Origin of the sequence: Streptomyces venetus (genome assembly GCF_039540295.1) — a bacterium.
Taxonomy (GTDB): Bacteria; Actinomycetota; Actinomycetes; order Streptomycetales; family Streptomycetaceae; genus Streptomyces; species Streptomyces venetus.
This window is the reverse complement of record NZ_BAABET010000001.1, coordinates 147,322-171,069: the sequence shown is the minus strand read 5'-3', so window position 1 is coordinate 171,069 and position 23,748 is coordinate 147,322. Positions and strand designations below refer to the sequence as shown.

The window sequence follows — 23,748 nt, the reverse complement described above, 5'->3', positions numbered from 1 at the left end:
CGGCCACTGACCGGCGCGTGGCTTCGCCGTGCAGCCGTGCAATCGCGCCGATTCGGTTCCAGGCACCGGTGTCACACAACACCTAGGGGTACCCGCATGCGCAAGAACGACAGCCGCCCTTACGGCTGCATCGGTGTGGGAGTCGGGCCGGCCAATTTGAGCCTCGCCTCTCTCCTGCACGGCGACGAGAACATCTCCAGCCTTTTCCTCGAGCAGAAGGAGTACTTCGGCTGGCACGACGGTCAGCAACTTCCCGGCACCACGCTCCAGGTATCCATGCTCAAGGACCTGGTAAGTCTCGCCGACCCTACGAACCGATTCTCCTTTCTTTCCTATCTGCACGCCCACGGAAAGATCTACCACTTCATCAACGCGCAGTTCGACGCCATGCCGCGCCAGGAATACCGGAACTATCTGCGCTGGGCGAGCGAACAGAACGAGAACGTCGTCTTCAACGAGAAAGTGCTCTCCGTCGACTTCGACGGCACCTCGGGCGGCACCTTCGTCGTGGAGACCGACCGCCGGACCCTCACCGCCGACAACATCTCCGTCGGCATCGGCACCTCCCCGTGGGTCCCGCCGGTGGCGCCCCTGCTGCCGCGGGACGACCAGTTCCACGTCTGCGACGTCGTCGACAAGGGCCGCAACCTCGGCGGCAAACGGGTCTGCGTGGTGGGCGGCGGCCAGTCCGGAGCGGAGGTCTTCCTCGACCTGATCTCCCGGCCGGACGGCGAACGGCCGCGCCGGGTCGCCTGGGTCTCGCGCCGCCGCAACTACTTCCCGATGGACGACTCCCCGTTCACCAACGACTTCTACATGCCCAGCTACTCGGACTACTTCGCCCGCCTCGACCGCGCCACCCGCGAGCAGCTCAACGCCCAGTTGGTGCTGAGCAGCGACGGCATCTCCGAGGCGACGCTGCGCGAGGTGTACCAGCAGGTCTACGTGCACCGCTTCGTCGAGGGCGACCGGGACCTGGTCGCGCTGTACCCGGGCCACTCGGTCACCGAGGTCGAGCGGGGCGCCGTCGGCGACTGGTCCGTGGAGATCCGCAGCGGCGACCACCCGGGCACCGCCACCCGGTTCGAGACCGACGTCGTCATCTGGGCCACCGGATTCCGGCCCGCCACCCCGGCCTTCCTCGAACCGCTCGCCGGCCGGCTGGAGCGGGAGGGCGACGAGTACCGGATCGACGACAGCTTCGCCGTGCGCTGGGACGGCCCGGGCGACCGCAACATCTTCGTGCACAACGCGGCCCAGGGACAGCGCGGTCTCGCCGACCGCAACCTCAGCCTGGTCGCCTGGCGCAGCCGGCGCATCGCCGACCGGATGCGCGGCGTCCGCACCGACGAGCAGGCCGAGTCGTTCCTCGACTGGGCGCCCAAGTCGCACCCGTCCGAAGCGGCCCAGGGGGTGAGCGGATGAGCGACGCCGACATCGCCGTGGTCGGCGGCGGCATCATCGGCTGCCTCGTCGCCCACGAGATCACCCGGCGTGACCCGCGCCCGCGCGTCACGCTCCTCGACCGGGACGTCGTGGCCAGCGGCGCCAGCAGGCGATCGGCCGGGCTGCACTTCCCGCGCGGGGCGACCGAACGGGTCCGGCGGCTGTCCGCCCACAGCCAGGCCGCCTACGCCCGGCTCGCGGCCGAGGACCCCACGCTGCCCATCCACCCGCTGCCCCTGCACATGCTGGCGACCGACCCCGCCCACATCGGGCGCACCTACCTCACCACGGCCCGGCCGGCGCCCGCCGAACAGGTCCCCGGCGGTCTGGTCGCCGTACCCCCGGGCACCGGCGTGTGGACCGGGCAGGGCTGCCAGTACGCCGACGTCGGCGTACTCACCGAAGCGCTCGCGACGAGCCTGCGCCCTCGCCTCGCCCTGCGCGAGGCGACCCGCGTCACGGCGGTCGAGCCCGGCCCCCGCGACGTCACCCTGCACCTGTCCACCGGCGGCACACTGACCGCGTCCCGAGTGGTGCTCGCGCCCGGGCCCTGGCTCGCGGACCCCGCCTGGGCGTCACTGGTCGAGCCGCTCGGCGCCCGCGTCAAGAAGATCGTCGCCCTGCACGTCGACCGGGCACCCACCGAGGACGACGGCGTGATCGTCTTCGAGGACGAGGACGCCTTCCTCCTCCCGCTGCGCCACCGCGGCCACTGGCTGTTCAGCTACACCTGCCAGGAATGGGACGTGGACCCCGACGCCCTCGCCGGCGGACTGTCCGCCGCCGACCTGACTCAGGCGCACGCCTGCCTGAACCGGTACGCACCCGCGCTGGCCGAACGCACCACCTCGGGGCGGGTCTTCTGCGACGCCTACAGCCCCACGCGCGAACCGATCGTCCGGACGCTGGACGACGGCGGCCGGGTCGTGTTCGCGGGCGCCGCGGGCGGCTCCGGGTACCGGCTGGCGCCCGCCCTCGCCGCAGAGACCGCCGATCTCCTGCACATCGCCCCGGGAGGCACGGGACACCCCGGCCACCCGGGCCCGACGGGACGAAGGACCGCAGCGTGAAGATCACCCACTACGAACCGGGCGCGCTGTCCGCCGCGTTCGGCATCGACATGAGCTCGGTCGAGGGCTTCGGCCCCGGAGCCGGCTGGGGCCGGGTGCCCGCCGGCGGTGCGAGCGACGCGCACCAGCACGACGAGACGGAGGTCTTCGTCATCGTCCAGGGCACCGGCGACCTCGTCGTGGACGGCGAGCGCACTCCGGCCGCCCCCGGCACCGTTGCCATGTTCGAGCCGTTCGAGACCCATGTCATCGAGAACACCGGCAGCGACGACCTGCTCTTCTTCGACCTCTACTGGCGCGACCCCGCTCACGCGGCGCGGGCCGCCGCGGCCGATGCCGCCGACCGCAGGCGGTTCGGCGCGCGGCCGGTGTTCGTCTTCTCCACCCCGCCCACCCCCAACGGCGACCTCCACCTGGGCCACCTGTCCGGCCCCTACCTCGGTGCCGACGCGTTCGTCCGCTTCCAGCGCATGAACGGCGTCCAGGCCTGGCATCTGACCGGCAGCGACGACTACCAGAGCTACGTCGCCGAGCGCGCCCGGCGCGACGGGCGCGAACCGGCCGAGACGGCCGCCCACTTCTCGGCGGAGATCGCCGCGACCCTCGCGCTGATGGACATCCGGCCCGACCAGTACACCGTCACCGACGCCGACCCGTCCTATCCCGACGGACTGCGGGCGTTCTTCACCCGTCTGGTGGACTCCGGCTCCGTGAACCCGCGCAGCACACCCGCGCTGTTCGACGCCGAGACCGGCGCCTACGTGTACGAGGTCGACGTCTCCGGCGGCTGCCCCGGCTGCTCGGCGCCCACCAGCGGCAACATCTGCGAGGAGTGCGGCGAACCCAACGTGTGCGCGGACCTCACCGACCCGCGCACCCGGCGCACCGGCGAGCCCCCGCGCCGCGCCGACCTCGCCCGCTACTGCCTGCCGCTGCATGAGTTCCGCGACGACCTCGCCGCCCACCACGAACTGGGCCGCGTCCCGGTCCGGCTCCGCGAACTCGCCCACCGCGTACTGTCCGGCGCCCGGCTCGACCTGCCGGTCACCCACCCCTCCGGCTGGGGCGTGAACCCCGCCGAGACCGGCGCCGACGGGCAGGTCATCTGGGTGTGGCCGGAGATGTCGTACGGATTCCTGCACGGCATCGAGGCGCTCGGCCGCGGCCTCGGCAAGGACTGGAAGGCCGCGGCGCCGCAGCAGGACTGGAAGATCGTCCACTTCTTCGGCTACGACAACAGCTTCTACCACTCACTGCTCTACCCGGTGCTGTACAAGCTGGCCTTCCCGGGCTGGGAGCCGGACATCGACTACCACGTCAACGAGTTCTACCTGCTGGAGCACCAGAAGTTCTCCACCAGCCGCGGGCACGCGGTGTGGGGCAAGGACGTCCTGACCGCCGACAGCGTCGACGCGGTCCGCTTCTTCCTCGCCCGCACCCGCCCCGAGGGACGGCGCACCAACTTCGACCCCGCCGCGTACGAATCGGCCCTCGCCGACACACTGATCGGCACCTGGCAGCGCTGGCTGGGCGACCTCGGCAGCCGCGTCGACGCGTGGTACGACGGACAGGCACCCGACGCCGGGGTCTGGACGCCGGAACACACCGCGTTCCTCGCCCGGCTCGGTGTCCGCCTCGCGGCTGTCACCCAGAGCCTCGGGCAGGACGGCTTCTCGCTGAACCAGGCGGCGGACGAACTGCACGGCATCGTCGAGGACACCGTCCGCTTCACCGCACGCGAGTACCTCCTGACCGGCCCCGCCGAGAAGGACCGTACGCGCACCGCGCTCGCGCTGGAGCTGGCCGCGGCCCGGCTGCTCGCCCGGTGCTCCGCCCCGGTCATGCCCCGGTTCGCCGGCCGGCTGGCGGCGGCGCTGGGGCTGACCGGCCCGGAGGTCTGGCCCGCCACGCCCGAACTGCTGCCCGCCGGTACGAAGGTGTCCCTCAGCGACGCGGTGTTCTTCCGCGCCACCGACGAGAAGGCCACGTCCGATGACTGACCCCTCGGCCGCACCGGCCGGCGACGTCACCGACGTCGTCAACACCCTGGCCCTCCACCCGTGCGCCGACACCCGGCACCGTTTCCATTACCGCGGCCCGGGCGGTGAGGTCCGCTCCCTCACCCTGGCCGAGCTCGACGCCCGGGCCCTCAACGTGGCACGGCATCTGCACGCCCTCGGCGTCCGGCCGCGGGACCGCGTCGGCATCCTCGCGCCCAACAGCCTCGCCTGGGTGCTGCTCGACCTCGCCCTGATCAAACTCGGCGCGGTCACGGCCGGTTTTGAACCGGGTCGGTTCGACCCTGAGCGGTTGCCGGGTGACTACGGGCTGAAGCTGCTCTTCGCCGAGGTGGAGGGGGCGGCGGAGACCGGCGCCCTGCGCGACATCGGCACGGTCGACGGCTGGGCCGAGGACTTCGCCCCCGACACCCTGCCCCGGTACCACGAGGGCTACGACCCGGCCGACATCCTGGCCGTCAAGTTCACCTCGGGCAGCACGGGCGTCCCCAAGGGCCTGGAGGCCACCGTCGCCAGCGTCAACAGCTCCCTGCACGAGGTGCAGCGGATGTTCGCCCACGGCGACGGCGACAACCTGCTGGTCTTCCTCGGCAACTGGTTCCTCCAGCAGCGCTACTGGATCTACTCGGCGCTGGCGCACGGCCACGACGTCACGCTCGCCCGGATCGACGACGCCCTCGACACGGCCCGGCGCACCCACCCCACCGTCGTCATGGGCGTGCCCGGCTTCTACGAGGAGATCCGCGAACGCCTGGAGGCCATGGAACTGCCCGCCGACCCCGGCAAGCGCAAGGAGATCCTCCAGGCGGAGTTCGGCGGCCGGGTCCGCTACCTGTGGACCGGCTCCGCCCCCGCGAGCCAGGCGGTGCTGGAGTTCTTCAACGACGGCGGCGTGCCGCTCTACGAGGGCTACGGCCTCAACGAGACCTGCATCGTGGCGAAGAACCACCCCGGCGCCTTCCGCCTGGGAAGCGTCGGCAAGGTACTGCCGAACAAGACGGTCCGCTTCGACCGGGACGGCGTCCTCATCGTCGGCAGCCGCCACCCCGTCAACCACCGCTACACCTGGTGCGCCCCGGGCACCAACGAGAAGATGTTCCTGCCCACCGGCGAGGTGCGCACCCACGACATCGGCCACCTGGACGACGACGGGTTCCTCTTCATCCACGGCCGGGTGGACGACGTCCTGACGGTGAGCAGCGGCTACAACGTGCTCGCGCCCCTCGTCGAGGAACGCCTGCGCACCCACCCCGCGATCCGCGACTGCGTGCTCTATGGCAACGGCAGGGAGTTCCTGACCGCCGTCATGTCGCTGTCGTCGCCCAGCCCTGGCCCCGGCCTCGGCCCCGCCGAGCTGAGCCGCCACGTCGCCGGGGTCAACGAGGAACTGCTGCCCGACCAGCGCGTCCACGCCGTGGTGATCGCCACCGAGCGCTTCTCCACCGCGAACGGACTGCTGACCGGCCAGCTCAAGCCCAAGCGGCGAGCCGTCCACGAGCGGTACGCACGGGAGCTGTCGGATGTCTACGGGGGCCCCGCCCCCGGTCCGTCGGCCGAGCGTCCCCTGGTGGTCGTCGCGACAGAGCCGACACCGAGGAGTACAACGTGAGCTGGAACGACCTGCCGGACGCGGTGCTGTCCAACTCCAGGGTCGAACTGCGGCGGATCCGCGTCACGGACCGCGCCGACCTCGAACGCGTCGTCTACGACGAGGAGATCTGGCGTTATTTCGTCACCAGGATCGCGACACCGGCCGACCTCGACACCTTCCTCGAGACCGCCATCAAGGACACCCTGAGCGGCACACGGATCGTGTTCGCGATCGTCGACCGCGACAGCGGCCGCATCATGGGCAGCAGCGCCTACGGCAACCTGGCGCCGGCGGACCGCCGTCTGGAGATCGGCTGGTCCTGGGTCGCCACCGCCGCCCGCCGCACCGGCATCAACCGGGCCGCGAAACTCGCGCTGCTCGACCACGCCTTCGACGTCCTGGAATGCGAGCGCGTCGAGTTCAAGACGGACGTGCTCAACACCGTCGCCCGCACCGGCCTCGCCACGCTCGGCGCCCGAGAGGAGGGCGTGCTGCGCAGCTTCAACTACATGCCGGGCGGCCGGCGCCGGGACGTCGTCTACTACAGCATCCTGCGCGACGAGTGGCCCGCCCTGCGCAAGGAGCGGTTCGCCGCGCTCACCGACGGAACCGGGGTCTGACCATGCCCCTCCACGACCACGGCACACCGCCCGCCGCGACCCTCCCGCATGCCGAGGACCTCTTCCTGCACGCGGCCGGCCAGCGCCTGGCGGCGACCAGGATCGACGCGCCCGACGGCGCCCCGCCCGACGTGGTGCATCTGCACGGCTTCGGCACCACCGCCTCCCGGCACGCCGTCCGCTACCTGCTGGACGACCTGGCCGGACACGGGCACTCCTCGCTGACCTTCGAGTTCTCCGGCAACGGGGAGAGCACCGGCGAGCTGGAGCAGACGACCCTGCGGCAGCGACGGAACGAGTCCCTGGCGGCGGCCCGGCTGCTGGCCGAGGACCGGCGCCCCGTGCTCATCGGCACCAGCATGGGTGCCCACCTGGCCGCTTGGACGGTGCCCGACCTCCGGCCCCGTGCCCTGGCCCTGTTCTGCCCCGCCGCCTATCCGGACAGCGAGGCCGACGTCCGCTTCGGCCAGGAGCGCGCCAGGCCCGGCCCCTACGCCGACTCACCGGCCTTCGCCGGGATCCGGGAGTTCGACGGCGACCTGCTGATCGTCGCCGGCGACCACGACCAGGTGGTGCCCGGGTCCGTGATCGACGCCTATCTCGCCCACTCCGTCAAGGCCCGCTCCCGGCGGCTGATCCGGCTCGACTGCGACCACTTCATCCACCGCCGGCTGCCCGACCGGGCGGAGCGGCGGCGCGAGGTGCTGGGGGCCCTTCGCGCACTCGTCACCGACAGCCTCCGTTGACCACCGACCGGCGGACCGTCCGCCGCACATCCGGGGAGGAAACCGTGCACACCGAGCCCAACATCCTGAGGCGGCACGACCTCGAAAGCCTGGCGGCCGTCGAGCGCGCCTTCCACACCGGCCCGCTCTCCGCGGCGGTCGGGCACGCCCCGCAACTGGAGCGGCGCAGCGGACTCACGCCCGAGGAGTTCGTCCGTGAATACCGCGGCCCGCAGCGCCCCGTCGTCCTGGAGAACCACGTCGCCGACTGGCCGTCCGTACAGACCTGGTCCTTCGACCACCTCGCCGACCGCGTCGGCGACGTCCGGGTCGTCGTCGACAGCTACAACACCAAGGCGGCCCGGGAGGCGACCGTCGCCGAGTTCGTCCACCTGCTGAAGGAGAACCGGCACGAGGGCGCGACGCCGATCTACCTCCAGGAGTGGTACTACCAGACCACCGCTCCCGAACTGGCCGCGGACATGCCGGAGATGGAGATCGCCCGGTACGACTTCCGGCGGAACCTGTACGGCGACGCGGCCTCCACCAACCACCAGCTGTGGCTGGGACAGCAGGGCGGCGTCACCCGGCTGCACCAGGACTCGTACACCGTCGACGTGATGCACGCCCAGATCGTCGGCGAGAAGCTGTGGTACGTCATGGGCCCCGACGCCGTCCTGCACGAGGACACCGAGGCGGACTGGACCCGGCTGGTCGAGGCGCCCGAGACCCAGCTGGCGCGATTCGTGCTGAAGCCCGGCGACGTGCTCTACCTGCCGGCCAACTGGTACCACCGCATCGAGCTGCTGAGCGACTCCATCGGCCTGGGCCGCAAGTGCCTGGACGAGATCAACCTCCAGGCGCACATCCGCCAGCGCATGACCGAGCTGCTCGCCCTCGCCCTCAACCCCGAGGAGGTCAGGCGGACGCACCCCGAGCTGTTCGACGTGGTGCTGATGCGCAGCCGCGCCTGGGCGAATCGCATGGGCATCGACCTGTCCAGGCTGCGGCCGTAGCCGCCGTAGAGTCCCTTCACGTCCAGTTCTTCACGTCCGGTTTCTTCACGTTCCTACGACGAGGGTCGAGGCGATGGCGCAGAAGCACGTGCTGCTGGTCGGCGGGCCGGGCAGCGAACTCGACAAGCTGGACCGGCTCGGGGTCCGCTTCTCCATGATGCAGATCCCGGAGCGGGTCGCCGCCCGGCAGTACACGAGCGCGGCCCACTACGCGGTGCTGGACTACCGGGACCTCGACGAGGTCCTGGCGGTGGCCCGCGCGTGGCACCGCGTCGACCCCTTCGACGCGGTCGCCTCCTTCACCGAGTACGGGCTGCACCCGGCCTCCCGGGTCGCCCGGGAGCTGGGCATCGCGGGGGACAACCTGACCGCGGTGGAACTGACCCGGGACAAGGCGCGCACGCGCGAGCTGCTCGACCGGCACGGGCTCAGTCCCGTACGGCACCGGCTGTGCGCCGGCGTCGAGGAGGCCCGCGCCTTCCTGCGGGAGCTCGGCGGCGGCCCGGTCGTGCTGAAGCCGCGCGACGGCGGGCTCAGCGAAGGGGTGTACCTGGCGGCGTCCGAGGAGGAACTCGCCGAGCGGTGGGAGTGGTCGCGCCGGGCCGCGGACGGGCCGCTGCTCGTGGAGGAGTTCCTCACCGGGCCGGAGTTCAGCGTCGAGTCCGTCTCGGTGGGGGGCCGGCACGAGATCGCGGCCGTCACCGAGAAGGTGACGACCGACCTGCCCCGCTTCGTCGAGACCGGGCACCAGGTACCGGCCCGGCTCGACGACGCGTCCCGGACGGCGGTCGAGGAGCTCGTGACGCGGTTCCTCACCCTCGTCGGGCAACGGGACGGCCCGGTCCACACGGAGCTGCGGCTCACCGCCTCAGGGCCGAGGCTCATCGAGGCGCAGACACGGGTCGGCGGCGACCAGATCTGGGAGCTGTGCGAGCTGGTGAGCGGAGTCGACCTGATGGCGGAGACGTTCGCCGCGCTGCTCGGCCTGCCCCGCCCGCCCCGCACTCGCGTGGCGGGCGGCGCCGCGATCCGTTTCTTCTCCTACGAGAACGTCCGGATCCTCGGCGTCGACGGCCTCAGCGAGGCCCGCACCGCCCCGGGTGTGCTGAGGCTCCTCTGCACACTCGAACCGGGCCAGGAACTGGGCCCCCTCACCTCGTCCACGGCCCGCCAGGGGTACGTCCTGTGCACGGGCGCGGACACGGCCGGGGCGATGGCGGCGGCGGAACGGGCACACGACCTGGTCAAGGTGGTGACGCAGCCGCTCTGACCGGGCAGGGGTGACCGGGGCGGTCAGCTCCGCGAGGCAAGCGACCGCTCCGTCACCCGCTCCAGGTGCCGGGTGAACACCTCCCGCGCCTCCGGCGTCAGCGTCCGCAGCGCCAGCAGTGCCGTGATGACGACATCACAGAGCTCCGACCGCACGTCGTCCCACGTGTGGGTCACGCCCTTGCGCGGGTTCTGGCCGGTCGCGCCGATCACCGCCTCGGCGACCTCCCCGACCTCCTCGGACAGTTTCAGGATGCGCAGGAGCATGTCCTCACGGCCCTCGACCGGGCGGTTGGTGTCGAGCCATTCCGACAGGGCGTCGACGGCGGCCCACAGGTCGGGCGCGGGCGGTGTGTGATCGCTCATGGGCGGGAGCCTGCCACGTGGGTCTGACAACGCCCCGGGCCGCCGTCCTACTCCATGTAGTCCTCGTCGAACAGCGGGTCCTGCTCGCCCTCCTTCGCCTGGCGCAGCCGCTTGGCGCGCGCCCCCACGACCAGCGCCGTCCCGGCCGCCGCCGCCGCGAACGCCGCCGGGATCATCCAGCCCCGGTTCACCGCGTGCCCGAGCACGTGGTCCAGGGAGATCCGTCCGGGGCCGGTGACGGCCAGGCCGGCCGCCGTCAGGCCCAGGGTCGCCGCGTACTCGTAGCCGCCGCTCTGGTTGAAGAAGCCGTTCGGGGTGTGCACCGCGGCCGCACCGGCCATCGCGCCGGCCGCCGCCGCGCCCGCGGCCGGCGTGGCGAGCCCCAGGGCCAGCAGCGTGCCGCCGCCGGTCTCCGCGAGGCCGGCCGCCGTCGCGCTGGCCTTGCCGGGTGCGTAGCCCACGGACTCCATGAACTGCCCGGTGCCCTCGATGCCGTGCCCGCCGAACCAGCCGAACAGTTTCTGCGTGCCGTGTGCGGCCAGCACCCCTCCGGTACCCAGTCGGAGCAGCAGCAGGCCCAGATCACGTCGGTCGTATGCGGTCACGATGACTCCTGAGAGGTCAGCAGGGACAGGTCCCCTCCCGCGTTTCCACCGTCGCACTCCTGACACCCGACGACATCCGGCGGACCCGCCCAGGACGCCGTTCGGGTGGTCCGGGTGGCGGGCTCCGGTGGCCGGTACGAGGCTGGCTCGCATGACGATTCAGACCACGCGCCTCAGCGATCCGGCCGTCCGCGCCTTCGTGACCGCCGTGAACAACCACGACCGCGAGGGGTTCATGGCGCTCCTCGCGCCGGGCGCGACCATGGCGGACGACGGCTCCGACCGCGACCTCGCCGACTGGGTCGAGCGGGAGATCTTCTCGACACACGGCCACATCGAGGTCGACAACGAGTCCAACGGCGGCCGTGCCCTGATCGCCCGCTACGCCAACGACACCTGGGGCGAGATGCGGACCCGCTGGAGCTTCACCGTGGACGACGACGGCAGGATCTCCCGCTTCGAGACCGGGCAGGCCTGACGCGACAGGCCGAAGCGGCAGTCGTTCCACGCACCGGTGCGTACCCCGCGGTCCCACGCGGGATCCACCCCCACCCGGTGCCGTGGAACGACTGCCGCCTCCCCCCCCTGGATGTGGCTCGGATACGGCCGACGGAAGCCCTCTGCTCCAAGTGTGAAGCTTTGGTGTAGGAGAGTTGAGCATATGTGGCCGACCGGCCGCAATGGTGCGGATGTTCAAATTCCGCTTGTGCACGTTGACGAGTTGACGACCACGGGCGTGGCTCAGCCGCGCCCCACGTACGGCATCGCCGTCGCCAGTACCGTCGCGAACTGCACGTTCGCCTCCAACGGCAGCTCCGCCATGTGCCGCACCGTGCGGGCCACGTCGGCGACGTCCATCACCGGCTCCGGGGCGACCTCCCCGTTCGCCTGCACGGCTCCCGTCTCCATACGGGCCGTCATGTCCGTCGCCGCGTTGCCGATGTCGATCTGCCCCACGGCGATCCCGTACGGCCGCCCGTCCAGCGACAGCGACTTGGTCAGGCCGGTCAGCGCGTGCTTGGTCGCAGTTCCTCGACCGGAACCCCGCCGGGCCCGAACGTGCCCGCGTTGTTGAACAGCAGGTCGACCCGCCCGAACCGCTCGACGGTGGCGGCGAAGAGGGCCGTCACGTCCTCGGGCCGTGAGACGTCCGTCCGTACGGTGAGAACCGCGCCCCCGGGGACCAGGGCCGCCGTCTCCTCCAGGGTCTCCACGCGCCGCCCCGCCGGCGCCACCGACCAGCCCGCGCGCAGCAGTTCCACCGCGACCGCCCGGCCGATGCCGGAGCCCGCCCCGGTCACCACCGCGATTGCATCTTCCTCGGCATTCATGGGCCCGCAGCGTACGGGAGGCTCCGCCATGCGGAACTCATCCCTCCGTCACGTTCGACGTCCTTCGTGACGGAGGTGGGGGAGCAGGGCCTCAAGCCGGCGTGAGCTCCGGCTCGCCCGTCTCGTCGGGGTAGCGGACGCCGACCTGGTTCCGGATCGCGTCGAGCGTCCGCATCACGGCGAGCGTGCCGTCGAGCGGGACGAGCGGGGACTCGGTCTCGCCGGCCCGCAGGGCGCGCATCACCTCGGCGGCCTCGTGCCGCAGGCTGTTGCGGGGACCGTCCGCCGGGTCGGCCGTGAACTCCTCGGGGTCACGGCCGTCCCGGTGCAGCACGAAACGGTCCGGGAAGAAGAAGCCGTTCGGAATGTCGATACGGCCCTGCGCGCCGGTGACCGAGGCCGAGGTGGCCGTACCGCCGACGATGGAGCAGTGCACGGAACCGAGAGTGCCGCCCTCCCAGGAGAGCAGGGCGCCCGTCTGGAGGTCCACGCCCTCCTCCGAGAGCACCGCTCGCGCCGCGACGTCCGACGGCTCCCCGAGCAGCAGGTGCGCGAACGACACCGGGTACACGCCGAGATCGAGCAGCGCGCCCCCGCCCAGCGCCGGGTTGCGCAGCCGGTGCGACGGCGGGAACGGCCCCGCCAGCCCGAAGTCCGCCTGCACACTGCGCACCTCACCGATCGCGCCGTCGTCCACCAGCGACTTCAGCCGCCGCACCAGCGGATTGCAGTACATCCACATCGCCTCCATCAGGAAGCGCCCGTGTTCCCGCGCCAGCGCGACGAGTTCCTCCGCCTCCCGCACGTTCAGCGTGAACGGCTTCTCGCACAGCACGTTCCGCCCGGCCGCGAGACACAGACCGGCGGCGGTCCGGTGGGCCGTGTGCGGGGTGGCGACGTAGACGACATCGATGTCCTCGTCCTGCGCGAGCGCGTTCCAGTCGCCGTACGCCCGGGGTATCCCGAACCGCTCCGCGAACGCCTTCGCCGACTCCTGCGAGCGTGAGGCCACCGCCACGACCTCCGCGTCGGGCAGGTCGATCAGATCCGCGGTGAACGCCGCCGCGATCCCTCCGGTCGCCAGGACCCCCCACCGCACCGTGTCCGCCGTCATTCCCGTCCCGCCTTCACCTTGTGACCCCGAGCAGTCCGTACGAGCTGAGAGCATAGGTGCGATCGAATCGAACAGGGAGGGACTCATGCCCGAGGGTGGGGCGTCCATATCGAACACCACACAGGGGACCGCGGCCGGGGCGGAGCGGCCCGTCCGCGCACCGCACCGCACCGGGCTCCTCGTCACCTTTCTCCTCGGCGGCCTGACGGCCGTACCCCCGCTGGCGATGGACATGTACCTCCCGTCGCTGCCGGAGGTCACCCGCTCCCTGCACGCCCCCGCCGCGACCGTCCAGCTCACCCTCACCGCCTGCCTGGCCGGCATGGCCCTCGGCCAGCTCGTCGTCGGGCCGATGAGCGACCGCTGGGGCCGCCGCCGCCCACTGCTCGCCGGGCTCGGCGTCTTCGTCGTCGCCACCGTCCTGTGCGCCCTCGCGCCCACCGTCGAACTCCTGGTCGCCTTCCGGCTGGCGCAGGGACTCGCCGGTGCCGCCGCGATCGTCATCGCCCGGGCCGTGGTCCGCGACCTCTACGACGGCATGGCCATGGCCCGCTTCTTCTCCACCCTCATGCTGATCTCCGGCGTCGCCCCGATCGTCGCGCCGCTGATCGGCGGGCAGATCCTGCGCGTCACGGACTGGCGGGGCGTGTTCGTCGTCCTCACCTTCATCGGCCTCGCGATGGGGGCCCTGGCCTGGACGAAGCTGCCCGAGACGCTGCCGCCCGCCGAGCGCCACAGCGGCGGCGTCGGCGAGGCCCTGCGCGCGATGCGCGGCCTGCTCGCCGACCGCTCCTTCGCCGGCTACATGCTCACCGGCGGCTTCGCCTTCGCCGCGCTGTTCGCCTACATCTCCGCGTCCCCGTTCGTCATCCAGGAGATCTACGGAGCCTCCCCGCAGACGTTCAGCCTGCTGTTCGGCGTCAACTCGGTCGGGCTCGTCCTCGTCGGCCAGATCAACGGCAAGATCCTGGTCGGCCGGGTCAGCCTGGACCGGGTGCTGGGGATCGGCCTGACGATCGTCATCACCGCCGCGATCGCGCTGCTCCTGATGTCCACGGGCGTGTTCGGTGAGGTCGGTCTCACGCCCGTGGCCGTCGCGCTGTTCGTCCTGATGTCGGCGATGGGCATCACCCTGCCCAACACGCAGGCCCTCGCCCTGATGCGCACCAAGCACAACGCCGGCTCCGCGTCCGCCCTGCTCGGCACGTCGTCGTTCCTCATCGGCGCGATCGCCTCCCCGCTCGTCGGCGTCGCAGGCGAGGGCACCGCCGTCCCGATGGCCGTCGTCCAACTGGCCGCCGCGCTGGTGGCACTGGCGTGCTTCATGGGAATGTGCCGACCGTGGCAGGCCCGCGCGAGCGTGGAGGGAGTGGACAGCTGAGCGCACCGAGACTGCGCGACGGCACACCGGAACGGGCCGGACTCGATCCGGCGGAGCTGCGTCACCTCGTCCGGGAGGTCCACGTCCTCACCACCGGCACCCGCCCCTGGGCGCCGGGCGCGGTCCTGGTCGTGGGACGCGGCCCGGTGATCGCCGTCGAGGAGGCGGCGGGCTGGGCCGTGCGGTACTCCGCCTACGACGAGGACACCGACGCCGGTGTGGAACTGCCCGTCGAGGACCGCGTCCCCATGACCGTCGGCACACCCTTCGACCTGGCGTCCCTCACGAAGCTGTTCACCTCCGTCGCCGCCGTCCAGCAGCTGGAGCGCGGCACCCTGGGCATCGACGCGAAGGTGGGCGCCTACCTGCCCGACTTCACGGCCGCCGCCCGGCACGGCGTCACCGTGCGGCACCTGCTCACGCACACCTCGGGACTGCGCCCCGAACTCCCGCTGTACGACTGCCCCGACGCCGCGGCGAGGCTGGCCATGCTCCAGTCGGAGCCCCCGGTCGGGGCGCCGGGCACGTACCGTTACTCCGACCTGAACATGATCCTCCTCCAGCACGTCCTGGAACGCGTCACCGGCCGCACCCTCGACGTCCTCGTGCGCGACGGCATCACCCGGCCGCTCGGTATGACGGCGACGGAGTTCGGGCCGTGCCCCGGGGCGGCGGCGACAGAAGACCAGCGGCGGCCCTGGGCCAAGGCGGACCGGGGGATGCTGCGGGGCGAGGTGCACGACGAGAACGCGTGGGCGCTCGGGGGCGTGGCGGGCCACGCGGGCCTGTTCTCGACGGGCCGGGACCTCGCGGTGTTCTGCCGCACCCTGCTCGCCGGAGGCTCCCACGGGCCCGCCCGCATCCTCGGCCCGGACTTCGTCGAGCTGCTGTTCACCCCGCCCGGCCTCGGCTTCTCCCTGGACCAGCCGTGGTTCATGGGCGACCTCGCCGGTCGCGGCGCGGCGGGCCACACGGGCTTCACGGGTACGTCCCTCGTCCTCGACCCGGCGACGGACACGTTCCTGATCCTTCTGACGAACGCGGTCCATCCCCGCCGCAGACGCCCGGACAACGAGCCCCGGGCCGCGGCGGGGTCGAGGGTGGCTCGGGCGGTGCGGGGGATGTGAGAGAGCCCTCGATCAGGTCCGCGCCACTTCCCGCGACACCTCCCGCTAAGAAGGCTAATTCTGCGTCTCTCCATGTGGACAGGGCGTAGTCATTACCTGGTGGTTGTGTAATGTGAGCTACGATGGTTCACGGGGATTGAAGTACTGGCGGGGGGTGGCCGCGTGCTGTCGTCGCGTGTCGATAAGCTGCGGTTCCGGGTATTGGGTCCACTGGAAATATGGGCGGGCGGTAAACGGCTACAGCTGACCGCGCCGCGGCTTCAGGTCACTCTGGGAACGCTATTGCTGAAGCCGGACCGCATTGTATCCGTGGAAGAGCTGGCGCACAGTATCTGGGAGGGGCGATTACCGGCCGATCCCGCAAATCAGATCGCCGTCTGCATCTCCAAGCTCCGCGGCAGGTTTCAGCGGACACGGACCGTCGGTGACCTGATCGTGACGCAGCCGCCCGGTTACCTCCTGACCATGAAGGAGGCCGAGCTGGACACGCAGCGTGTCCAGAACCTCAAAGCGGAGGCCGACGAGTTCACAGCCGCCCGGGACTACGCCGAGGCGGTCTCCTGCCTCGAGCGGGCGCTCGGGCAGTGGCGCGGCCCGCTGCTCGCGGGCATCACCCGGCAGGCCTGGCGCGCCGAGGCCCGAGTATGGGAAGAGACGCAGGCGGCGCTGCAGGTCAAGAAGGCGGAACTGCAACTCGAGCTCGGGCAGTACGAGTCGGTGATCGCCGAGCTGTCGGCCTTCCTGCCGGAGCGTCCGTTCCTGGAGAGGCCGCGGGCCCAGCTCATGACCGCCTTGTACCGGTCGGGCCGGCAGGCGGACGCGCTCCGCCTGTACCGTGACACCTGCCGTCTGCTCGACGAGGCGCTCGGCATAGCGCCTGGCGCCGAACTCCAGCAACTGCACCAGGAAATCCTCAAGGGAGCCCTGCCGCCCGGCTCCGAGAGCGCGCTCACCGCGCACACCGCGAACACGGCGCACATTTCGCATGCCGCGCCCGCGACGCTGTCGCCGTCCCCCGCCCCGTCGCCGTCTCCGGCGCCGTCCCCCGTCGGGCCGTGTCTGCTCCCCAGCGACATCGGTGAATTCGTCGGCCGGGACCAGGAGATGGCCAACCTGGTCGAATCTCTGAAACCCAAGGGCAGAAACGTTCCTATCGTTGAATTGGTGGGCGCGGGCGGCACGGGCAAGACGACCCTTGCCATTCATGTCGGGCATCGGCAGCGAGTCAACTTCCCGGACGGTCAGCTCTATATCGATCTGCGCGGGCTCGACAAGGACCCGGTCATGCCGGAGGAGGCCCTCGCTCGATTTCTCCGGGAGATGGGAATACCGGGACCCGACATTCCTGACGGGCTGGACCAGCGTGCCGAGAAATTCCGGGCGCTGCTGACGGACAAGCGCGTTCTCATCATTCTGGACAATGCCTCCGAAGCCAATGGGATCCGCCCCCTGCTGCCCGGAACGGACCGGTGTGCCGTCATCGTCACCAGTCGGTCCAGGGTCGCCTCGTCCTTCTCCGCGCAGGTCGTGGAACTGGGCGGGCTCCCCATGGAACAAGCCCTGGAACTGCTGTACCGCAGCGCCGGGCGCGAGCGGTCGGCCGCCGAGCAGGGTGCCGCCCGCCAACTGGTCGAGTACTGCGGCCACCTGCCGCTCGCGGTGGGCATCGTCGGCGCCAAGCTCGCCGCCAAACCGCACTGGACGATGCACCGGGCCGCGCAGCGGCTCGCCGACGAGAGGCGCAGGCTCGACGAACTGGAGCACGACAGCCTGACCGTCCGCAGTACCTTCGAGCTCTCCTACAACGGCATCAGCGCCGACGCCCAGCTGCTCCTGCGCCGTCTGTCGGTGCTCGCCGCGCCCGACTTCGCGGACTGGTTCGCCCGGCATCTGGTGGGCCTGGACTGGAGCGAGGCCGAGAACCTGGTCGAGGAGCTGGTGGACGCCCGGCTCATCGAGGTGATGGGGCGGGACCGGGCGGGCCAGCTCCGCTACCGCCTCCACGACCTGGTCCGGCTGTTCGGCTCCGAACGGGCCGACGGCGAACCGGAGTCCCAGCGCCGCGACGCGGTCGCCCGCACCGCCCGCGCGGCTCTCGCCCGGGCCGATGTGGCGCACCGCACGGTCTGCGGCGGTGACTACACCGTCGTACGCAGCGGTGCGGCCGTCCCCGGGAGCGAGTGCGGCTTCGCCAAGCACGAGGACGTCGATCCCCTGCGCTGGTCCGAGGTGGAGCGCACCACCCTGACCACCATGGTGCGGCAAGCCGCCGGTTACGGATTCCACGACGTCGCCTGGGACCTCGCCGCCGTGTGCCGCTGCCTGTTCAGCACGCGCGCGCACTACGACGACTGGCTGGCGACCCATCAGCACGCGCTGGCCGCCGTCCGCAGGGCCGGCGACAGAAAGGGCGAGGCCGCGCTCCTTCTCGGCCTGGGCGACCTGTACCTCGACAAGCGCGACTACGGGCGGGCGGCAGTCCTTCTGGAGCGGGCGCACACGGCGTTCATCGAGGTGGGGGAGGAATACGGTGCCGCACTCGCGCTGCGCAAGGCGGCCTGCGTGGACCGGATCGTGGGCCGTTACGAGCAGGCGCTGGAGCGCTGGCGGGAAAGTCTGCCCGTGTTCAGCGCACACGGGGACCTCCAGGCCCGGGCCCAGGTGCTGCGCTGGCTCGGTCTGACGCTGCTCGAACTTCACGACCGAGAGGGCGCCGAGCCGTATCTGAGACAGGCCGAGGAGGTCACCCGGAGCTTCGCGGGCCGCTCGGCCGGTCAAGTGCGGCTGGCCCTGGCCGATCTGCTGCGGGCACGGCGCAGGCTGGACGAGGCGGAGGCCGAGTATGCCCGGGGGCAGGAGCTGGCGGAGGCTCTCGGCGACGTCTTCGGCATCGGCTACGCCCAGTGCGGTCTCGGTGTCGTCGCGCTCGAGCGTGGCCAGAGGGCCGAGGGCCGCCGACTCCTCGGTACGTGCCTGGAGTCGGCGCGTGCGGTGGGCGACCCACTGCTCGAGGCGCTCAGCATGTTCTGTCTGGCCGTCGCCTTCTGGCACGAGGGCAGGCTGGACAGGGCCGAGGAACTGCTGCTCGACGCCGCGTCGCTCTACCGTGACCTCGGCACGCCGGTTCGCTACGCGCGTTGCCTGCACGCGGTGGCGGGAGTGATCGACCAGCAGGGCGGGGACCCCACCGAGGCGGCCGACCTGCGCGCCCGGGCGGCGGCCGCGGTGGCCGGCACGGGCTCCCCCCTCGCGGCCAAGGCGCTCGGCCCGAAGGCGGGCCCGCGCTATCCCCTGGTGTTGTGACCGGGCCCGGCGCCCCGTCTCAGGGGCACGGCGCCGACCGTCCGAGCGGACTTCTCGGAGGGAGTCCTCGGCAGGTTTCCCCGTGCATTCTAGCGGTCGGGTCTTTCCCTTCGATTTCCGTCAGATGTCCATGAAAACCCGCAGGTCAGGCAGGGTTTCAAGGGTGTGGAACATCGTTGAGGAACGCCCTTGCCGCCCGCAGCCGAAATCGGAAATGATTACGGACAGCGGCGGGTTTCACTGACGCAGCAACGTGTGGAAGGCAGCGAAAGCACGGGGGAGATGAACAGATCAAAAACCGGTATGGTGGCGTGCGTTAACCGCGCATGTCCGGCCTGAGCGTCCCTATTACTTTCGCGAAATAGCTTCTTCGTTCGTCCATACCGGACAGAAAAGGTTGCCATGGAGCAGTACGAGAACGTCGCAGTTCAAACAGACTTTCACATCGACAGCGCTCGCGAGGCGATCGACGCTCTTGACCTGCAGATCATAGAGATCATCCAGCGTCGCCAGGCCATATCGCTCCAGATTCAGCAGAAGCGCATGAGTGAGGGCGGGACACGGACCGTTCTCTCTCGGGAGGAACGCATCCTCGACCGTTACGCGACCGGACTGGGTGCGAGGGGGACCGCTCTTGCCCTGAACATTCTGAGTTTGTGCCGGGGCCGGGTCACCACGGCTGAGCCCGGGGCGGGCGGCGGCCCGCAGGGGGCCCGGTGACGGCGTGCGGGACGCTGACGGCACGCCTCGGCGACATCTCCTTCCTCAACTGCGCGCCGATCCGCTGGGGTCTGGCGGACAGCGGAGCCGTACACGATGTCGACCTGGTCTCCGCGGCACCCGAACGACTGGCCGCACGCCTGCTGTCGGGTGATCTGGACATCAGCCCGATCAGTCTCGTCAGGTATCTGCGCCACGCCGACGACCTGTATGTGCTGCCCGGCCTCGGGATCAGCAGCGACGGTCCGGTGCGCTCGTGCCACATCGTCTCGCGCGACCCGCTCGAAGACCTGGACGGGCGCGAGGTCGCGCTCTCCGACGCCAGTCGCAGCACCACCCTGCTGGCCAGGATGCTGCTCGAGGACGCGATCGGTGTGCGCCCCGTGTACCGCACCCTGCGCCAGGACGTGGAAGGGATGCTGAAGACGGCCCGGGCCGCCGTGGTCATCGGCGACGACGCCCTGCGACTGCAGGCCGACGTGCCGCGCGGCCTCACCGTGCACGACACCGGCGCGATGTGGCGGAACTGGACGGGCCTGCCCATGGTCTTCGCCGTCTGGGCGGCGCGCCGTGAGTTCGCTCAGGCCCGGCCGGACGTGGTGCGCGAGGTGCGGGCCGCGCTCCTGGACGCGGTCGGGCGAGCCCGGTCGCACCCCGAGGAGGTGGCGGCCGCGGCGGCTCGCGAGGCACGCAGCGGCCGGGCCGGCGCCCTCGGGACGCCTGTGCTGCTCGACTACTACCGGGCTCTGGACTACTCGCTCGGGGAACGCCAGCTGGCCGCGATCCAGGAGTTCGCCGCACGCGCCGCCGCGCGCGGTGAGGTTCCCGGACCCGTCTCCGCGCGCGTCCCCGTCCACGCACCCGCTCTTGGAGGATGAACATGATTCGGCACATCGTTCTTTTCAAGTTCAAGCCGGGAGTCTCCTGGGACGACCCCAGGGCGCAGGAAGCCGAACGCGTCGCTGCCAAGGTGGGCAGCGAGGTGCCGGAACTCCATGAATGGAGCGTCGGCCGCAACATATCCGGCCGGCCCATTGCCTACGATTTCGCAGCGATCGGTCTGCTGGGCGACGAAGAGGCGCTGGAGCGCTATTTGGTGCACCCGTTCCACCAGGAAGCGATCCGACTGTGGAGAGAGATCAGCGACTGGGTCATCGCCGATCTCGAGGAATGACGAGAGAACAACAGAAGGGCAAGGACCAGCGGTGAGTGCGAAGTACGAGAAGTGTGCCTTTGTCATTGAGCGAGACCTCGCGGCCGGGCTCGCGATGAACACGGTGGCGGCACTCTCGATGTCCGTCGGACGCTTTGTGGAGGGAATCGTCGGCGACGCCGTCAAGGACGCCGACGGCCAGGCACACACGGGCGTCACGGCGATCCCGTTGCCCATCCTGAAGGGCGAGGCGACGGACCTGCGGGACATCGTGCTGAAGGCGGCCGACCTGCCCGACGTCTTCGTGGTCGACTTCACCGCGGTCGCGCAGTCGTCAAGGAGCTACGACGAGTACACCCGACGGACGGCCGAACTGGCCACCGCCGACCTGCCGTACATCGGAGTCGCCGTCTGCGGCAGCAAGAGCGCGGTGAACAAGCTCACCGGCAGCCTGCCGTTGTACCGCTGACGCAACCGACACGAGGGAACCATGTTCACCGTCTTCAACGAAGAACTCGCCCAGCTCGCACGAGAGATACGCGACCGGCACCAGGCGTTCACCGCGGGCCGGTGGACCGACGCGGCCCTGGCCGACCACCAACTCCAGGAGTTCCGCCGCACGGTGGCGTACGTGAAGGAGAAGTCACCGTTCTACGCGCGGCACCTGGCCTCCGTGGACCCCGGCGCCCTCACGTCCCTGGCTCCCGAGCACCTGGCCTCCGTACCGTTCACGACCAAGGACGACCTGCGACGCGAGTTCGAGAACGTGCTCTCGCTGCCGCTGTCAAAGGCGTGGATCTTCTACGAGACCACCGGTACCACCGGCCGGAGCACGCCCTGCCCGCGCAGCAACACCGACTCGCTGCACAACAACACGGCGCTGACGGTGTACTACGACACGATCTTCCGGCAGTTCGGCGACGAGCAGGTGATCGGCGTCTCGGGGCCGACCGAGCTGCATGCCTTCGGGGACACCTTCGGTGACGTCTGCCGCAACCTGGGTCACGCGGTCGCCAAGATGTGGCCGCACTCGCCGATGGTCGGGTACGACCGCGCGCTCGAGACCCTGCGCGTCCTTCCGGCCACCGGTCTGTTCAGCACGCCCGGGATGGCGTTGTCCCTGGCGAAGAAGGCGTACGCCGCCGGCCTCCACCCGCGGCGGGACTTCCGCCTCGACGTGGTGATGTGCACGGGGGAACTCGCCTCTCGCAGCCTCCTGGAGAACATCGGCGAGGTGTGGGGCGCCAAGGTCTACAACGCCCTGTACGCCTCGCAGGAAGCGTCCGTGATGGGTGCGGCCGGCGCCGACGGCGCTCTGTACACGGCTCCGCTGCTCAACCTGTACGAGGTGATAGACCCGGACACCACACGTGCGGTCGAACCGGGGCCCGACGGGGTACGCACCGGCGAACTCGTCGTCACCTCCCTCTACCAGGGCAGCAAGCCTCTGGTCCGCTACCGCACGGGGGACCTGGTCCGGCTGGGCCCTGCCGCCGCGGGCCGCACCCTGCCCGCGCCCACCCTGGAGGTCCTCGGCCGGACCCGCGACACCCTGTCCATCGGCGGTGAGCGGATCAGCGGCTACGACCTCGAGGAACTGCTGCTGACCCACCCCCGGGGCTACCTCGACTACCAGATCGTCATCGACGCGGTGGACGGTCAGGACGAACTGACGCTCCACCTCGAGACGCCCCCCGACGACGAAGGCGTGCGTATCGACGAGGCGGCCATCGCCCGGGCGGTGCGCGAGCGGCTCGGCGTCCAGGTCCGGTTCGCGTACGGCCCGCTCGGCGGCGTCACCACGACCGGCGCCATGGTCAGCTGGAAGGCCGCCCGGGTCGAGGACCGGCGCGGCTCGGCTCCGGACGAGGAGCGCACAGCCGCTCTCGCCGTCGCCGGCGGGAGGGCCCAGTGACCAGCGCCGTAGCAGCTGAACCGGGCGCGACGACGCCCGTCATCGCCGCCCTGGCCTACCACGACGGCCAGTTCGTCCCGCTGGAGCAGGCCCAGGTGCCGGTCAGCACGCAGGCTCTCCAGTACGGCACGGGCGTCTTCGAGGGAATCCGCGCCTATGTACAGGCGGACGGCGGTCTGGCCGTCTTCCGCGGGCACGACCACTATCTGCGCTTCCTCAGGAGTGCGCGGACCCTGCGCATCGACGTCGGGCTGGACGCGGAGCACCTGTGCGAGGTGACGGCGGAGCTGCTGCGCCGGACCGGCGCGACCACCGACATGTACGTCCGTCCGCTGGCGTACAAGCGCGCGCTGCTGCCCGGGACGCCACCCGGCGTGCAGCTCACCGGAGTCTCGGACGCGCTGTCGATCAACGCGTTCCGCATGGGTTCGTACAGCGACCGCGGTGGGATCCGCGTCGCGATCAGCTCCTGGCGCAGGCCGCAGTCCGCTGTGCTCCCGGTCCGGGCGAAGGTCACCGGCGGCTACGTCAACAACGCGCTCGCCGTGGACGAGGCACGTGCCGCCGGATACGACGACGCCATCCTGCTCAACAGCCGTGGCCAGGTGGCCGAGGCCAGCACCTCCAACGTGTTCGCCGTCGTCCGCGGCCGGCTGGTCACACCGCCGGTCACCGCCGATCTGCTCGAGGGCATCACCAGGGACACGGTGGTCACCCTCGCGGCCGACCTGCTGGACGTCGACACCGCCTTCCACGATCTCGGCCGCGACGACCTGTGCGACGCCGAGGAAGTGTTCCTCACCGGCACGGGCGCGGAGATCGTACCGGTGACCGAGATCGGTGGCCGCCCGGTCGGGGACGGCGTCCCCGGACCTCTCACCACCGCCTTGACGACCGCGTACTCCGAGGTCGTCCGCGGCAAGGACCAGCGATATCAGCACTGGCTCCAGCCCGTCGGCTCCGCCACGGACTGAGCGT

Annotated in this window: 21 protein-coding genes and 1 pseudogene; 18 read left to right on the top strand and 4 right to left on the bottom strand. The window is 71.0% G+C overall.

Going from position 1 to position 23,748, the window contains the following annotated elements:
* The first annotated feature begins 96 nt into the window (after positions 1-96).
* The 8 genes from ABEA82_RS00750 to ABEA82_RS00715 all read left to right on the top strand — a co-directional run bounded on the left by ABEA82_RS00750 (position 97) and on the right by ABEA82_RS00715 (position 9,756).
* Positions 97-1,425, top strand: a complete 1,329-nt coding sequence (locus ABEA82_RS00750; protein ID WP_345659345.1) for a lysine N(6)-hydroxylase/L-ornithine N(5)-oxygenase family protein — start codon at positions 97-99, stop codon at positions 1,423-1,425.
* A complete protein-coding gene (locus ABEA82_RS00745) occupies positions 1,422-2,516 on the top strand; it encodes an NAD(P)/FAD-dependent oxidoreductase (protein WP_345659344.1) in 1,095 nt (364 codons plus the stop codon). The genes ABEA82_RS00750 and ABEA82_RS00745 overlap by 4 nt, the downstream gene beginning before the upstream one ends.
* The gene (locus tag ABEA82_RS00740; RefSeq protein WP_345659343.1) at positions 2,513-4,516 is read left to right on the top strand and encodes a class I tRNA ligase family protein; all 2,004 of its coding nucleotides are present in this window, start codon (positions 2,513-2,515) and stop codon (positions 4,514-4,516) included. The genes ABEA82_RS00745 and ABEA82_RS00740 overlap by 4 nt, the downstream gene beginning before the upstream one ends.
* The gene (locus ABEA82_RS00735) at positions 4,509-6,143 is read left to right on the top strand and encodes an AMP-binding protein (protein ID WP_345659342.1); all 1,635 of its coding nucleotides are present in this window, start codon (positions 4,509-4,511) and stop codon (positions 6,141-6,143) included. The genes ABEA82_RS00740 and ABEA82_RS00735 overlap by 8 nt, the downstream gene beginning before the upstream one ends.
* A complete protein-coding gene (locus tag ABEA82_RS00730) occupies positions 6,140-6,745 on the top strand; it encodes a GNAT family N-acetyltransferase (protein WP_345659341.1) in 606 nt (201 codons plus the stop codon). Before ABEA82_RS00735 ends, ABEA82_RS00730 begins: the two co-directional genes overlap by 4 nt.
* Before the next feature lie 2 nt (positions 6,746-6,747).
* Complete coding sequence (locus ABEA82_RS00725) at positions 6,748-7,491, top strand: alpha/beta hydrolase (RefSeq protein ID WP_345659340.1); 744 nt, start codon at positions 6,748-6,750, stop codon at positions 7,489-7,491.
* A 44-nt stretch (positions 7,492-7,535) separates the two neighbouring features.
* Positions 7,536-8,486 (top strand): cupin-like domain-containing protein, encoded by a 951-nt coding sequence (locus ABEA82_RS00720; RefSeq protein WP_345659339.1) that lies wholly within the window; start codon positions 7,536-7,538, stop codon positions 8,484-8,486.
* Between the two features lie 73 nt (positions 8,487-8,559).
* Positions 8,560-9,756, top strand: a complete 1,197-nt coding sequence (locus ABEA82_RS00715; RefSeq protein WP_345659338.1) for an ATP-grasp domain-containing protein — start codon at positions 8,560-8,562, stop codon at positions 9,754-9,756.
* 23 nt (positions 9,757-9,779) lie between these two features.
* Here ABEA82_RS00715 and ABEA82_RS00710 read toward each other — a convergent pair whose 3' ends face one another.
* Both ABEA82_RS00710 and ABEA82_RS00705 read right to left on the bottom strand, forming a co-directional pair.
* Entirely contained in the window at positions 9,780-10,121 is a 342-nt protein-coding gene (locus ABEA82_RS00710) for a MazG-like family protein (protein ID WP_345659337.1), read from the bottom strand.
* A 47-nt stretch (positions 10,122-10,168) separates the two neighbouring features.
* Positions 10,169-10,726: a DoxX family protein gene (locus ABEA82_RS00705; RefSeq protein ID WP_345659336.1), complete on the bottom strand. Its 558-nt coding sequence runs from the start codon at positions 10,724-10,726 to the stop codon at positions 10,169-10,171.
* 151 nt (positions 10,727-10,877) lie between these two features.
* Between ABEA82_RS00705 and ABEA82_RS00700 the strand changes: the two genes are divergently transcribed.
* Positions 10,878-11,204: a nuclear transport factor 2 family protein gene (locus ABEA82_RS00700; RefSeq protein ID WP_345659335.1), complete on the top strand. Its 327-nt coding sequence runs from the start codon at positions 10,878-10,880 to the stop codon at positions 11,202-11,204.
* 263 nt (positions 11,205-11,467) lie between these two features.
* On the opposite strand, the pseudogene ABEA82_RS00695 reads toward ABEA82_RS00700, so the two are convergent.
* Positions 11,468-12,057: pseudogene (locus ABEA82_RS00695) on the bottom strand (SDR family oxidoreductase).
* A gap of 91 nt (positions 12,058-12,148) precedes the next feature.
* The gene (locus ABEA82_RS00690; RefSeq protein WP_345659334.1) at positions 12,149-13,171 is read right to left on the bottom strand and encodes a Gfo/Idh/MocA family protein; all 1,023 of its coding nucleotides are present in this window, start codon (positions 13,169-13,171) and stop codon (positions 12,149-12,151) included.
* Between the two features lie 85 nt (positions 13,172-13,256).
* On the opposite strand from ABEA82_RS00690, the gene ABEA82_RS00685 reads away from it, so the two are divergent.
* From ABEA82_RS00685 to ABEA82_RS00645, 9 genes are all read left to right on the top strand, one after another.
* Complete coding sequence (locus ABEA82_RS00685) at positions 13,257-14,552, top strand: multidrug effflux MFS transporter (protein ID WP_345659333.1); 1,296 nt, start codon at positions 13,257-13,259, stop codon at positions 14,550-14,552.
* Positions 14,513-15,679: a serine hydrolase domain-containing protein gene (locus ABEA82_RS00680; RefSeq protein WP_425588460.1), complete on the top strand. Its 1,167-nt coding sequence runs from the start codon at positions 14,513-14,515 to the stop codon at positions 15,677-15,679. The genes ABEA82_RS00685 and ABEA82_RS00680 overlap by 40 nt, the downstream gene beginning before the upstream one ends.
* A gap of 435 nt (positions 15,680-16,114) precedes the next feature.
* A complete protein-coding gene (locus ABEA82_RS00675; protein WP_345659331.1) occupies positions 16,115-18,982 on the top strand; it encodes an AfsR/SARP family transcriptional regulator in 2,868 nt (955 codons plus the stop codon).
* A 402-nt stretch (positions 18,983-19,384) separates the two neighbouring features.
* On the top strand, positions 19,385-19,702 hold the full coding sequence (locus tag ABEA82_RS00670; protein ID WP_345659330.1) for a chorismate mutase: 318 nt from the start codon (positions 19,385-19,387) through the stop codon (positions 19,700-19,702).
* On the top strand, positions 19,699-20,580 hold the full coding sequence (locus ABEA82_RS00665; protein ID WP_345659329.1) for a menaquinone biosynthetic enzyme MqnA/MqnD family protein: 882 nt from the start codon (positions 19,699-19,701) through the stop codon (positions 20,578-20,580). Before ABEA82_RS00670 ends, ABEA82_RS00665 begins: the two co-directional genes overlap by 4 nt.
* Positions 20,581-20,582: 2 nt before the next feature.
* Positions 20,583-20,876: a Dabb family protein gene (locus ABEA82_RS00660; protein ID WP_345659328.1), complete on the top strand. Its 294-nt coding sequence runs from the start codon at positions 20,583-20,585 to the stop codon at positions 20,874-20,876.
* 31 nt (positions 20,877-20,907) lie between these two features.
* Complete coding sequence (locus ABEA82_RS00655) at positions 20,908-21,324, top strand: DUF2000 domain-containing protein (protein WP_345659327.1); 417 nt, start codon at positions 20,908-20,910, stop codon at positions 21,322-21,324.
* A gap of 21 nt (positions 21,325-21,345) precedes the next feature.
* On the top strand, positions 21,346-22,770 hold the full coding sequence (locus ABEA82_RS00650) for a phenylacetate--CoA ligase family protein (RefSeq protein ID WP_345659326.1): 1,425 nt from the start codon (positions 21,346-21,348) through the stop codon (positions 22,768-22,770).
* Positions 22,767-23,744, top strand: coding sequence for a branched-chain amino acid transaminase (locus tag ABEA82_RS00645; protein ID WP_345659325.1), 978 nt, complete (start codon positions 22,767-22,769; stop codon positions 23,742-23,744). Before ABEA82_RS00650 ends, ABEA82_RS00645 begins: the two co-directional genes overlap by 4 nt.
* Positions 23,745-23,748 lie beyond the last annotated feature (4 nt).

Excerpts from the sequence above, each read along its gene's own strand:
- ABEA82_RS00750 (WP_345659345.1), top strand. The coding sequence starts at position 97 with ATGCGCAAGAACGACAGCCGCCCTTACGGCTGCATCGGTGTGGGAGTC.
- ABEA82_RS00745 (WP_345659344.1), top strand. The coding sequence starts at position 1,422 with ATGAGCGACGCCGACATCGCCGTGGTCGGCGGCGGCATCATCGGCTGC.
- ABEA82_RS00735 (WP_345659342.1), top strand. The coding sequence starts at position 4,509 with ATGACTGACCCCTCGGCCGCACCGGCCGGCGACGTCACCGACGTCGTC.
- ABEA82_RS00725 (WP_345659340.1), top strand. The coding sequence starts at position 6,748 with ATGCCCCTCCACGACCACGGCACACCGCCCGCCGCGACCCTCCCGCAT.
- ABEA82_RS00715 (WP_345659338.1), top strand. The coding sequence starts at position 8,560 with ATGGCGCAGAAGCACGTGCTGCTGGTCGGCGGGCCGGGCAGCGAACTC.
- ABEA82_RS00710 (WP_345659337.1), bottom strand. The coding sequence starts at position 10,121 with ATGAGCGATCACACACCGCCCGCGCCCGACCTGTGGGCCGCCGTCGAC.
- ABEA82_RS00700 (WP_345659335.1), top strand. The coding sequence starts at position 10,878 with ATGACGATTCAGACCACGCGCCTCAGCGATCCGGCCGTCCGCGCCTTC.
- ABEA82_RS00690 (WP_345659334.1), bottom strand. The coding sequence starts at position 13,171 with ATGACGGCGGACACGGTGCGGTGGGGGGTCCTGGCGACCGGAGGGATC.
- ABEA82_RS00685 (WP_345659333.1), top strand. The coding sequence starts at position 13,257 with ATGCCCGAGGGTGGGGCGTCCATATCGAACACCACACAGGGGACCGCG.
- ABEA82_RS00670 (WP_345659330.1), top strand. The coding sequence starts at position 19,385 with ATGGAGCAGTACGAGAACGTCGCAGTTCAAACAGACTTTCACATCGAC.
- ABEA82_RS00660 (WP_345659328.1), top strand. The coding sequence starts at position 20,583 with ATGATTCGGCACATCGTTCTTTTCAAGTTCAAGCCGGGAGTCTCCTGG.
- ABEA82_RS00650 (WP_345659326.1), top strand. The coding sequence starts at position 21,346 with ATGTTCACCGTCTTCAACGAAGAACTCGCCCAGCTCGCACGAGAGATA.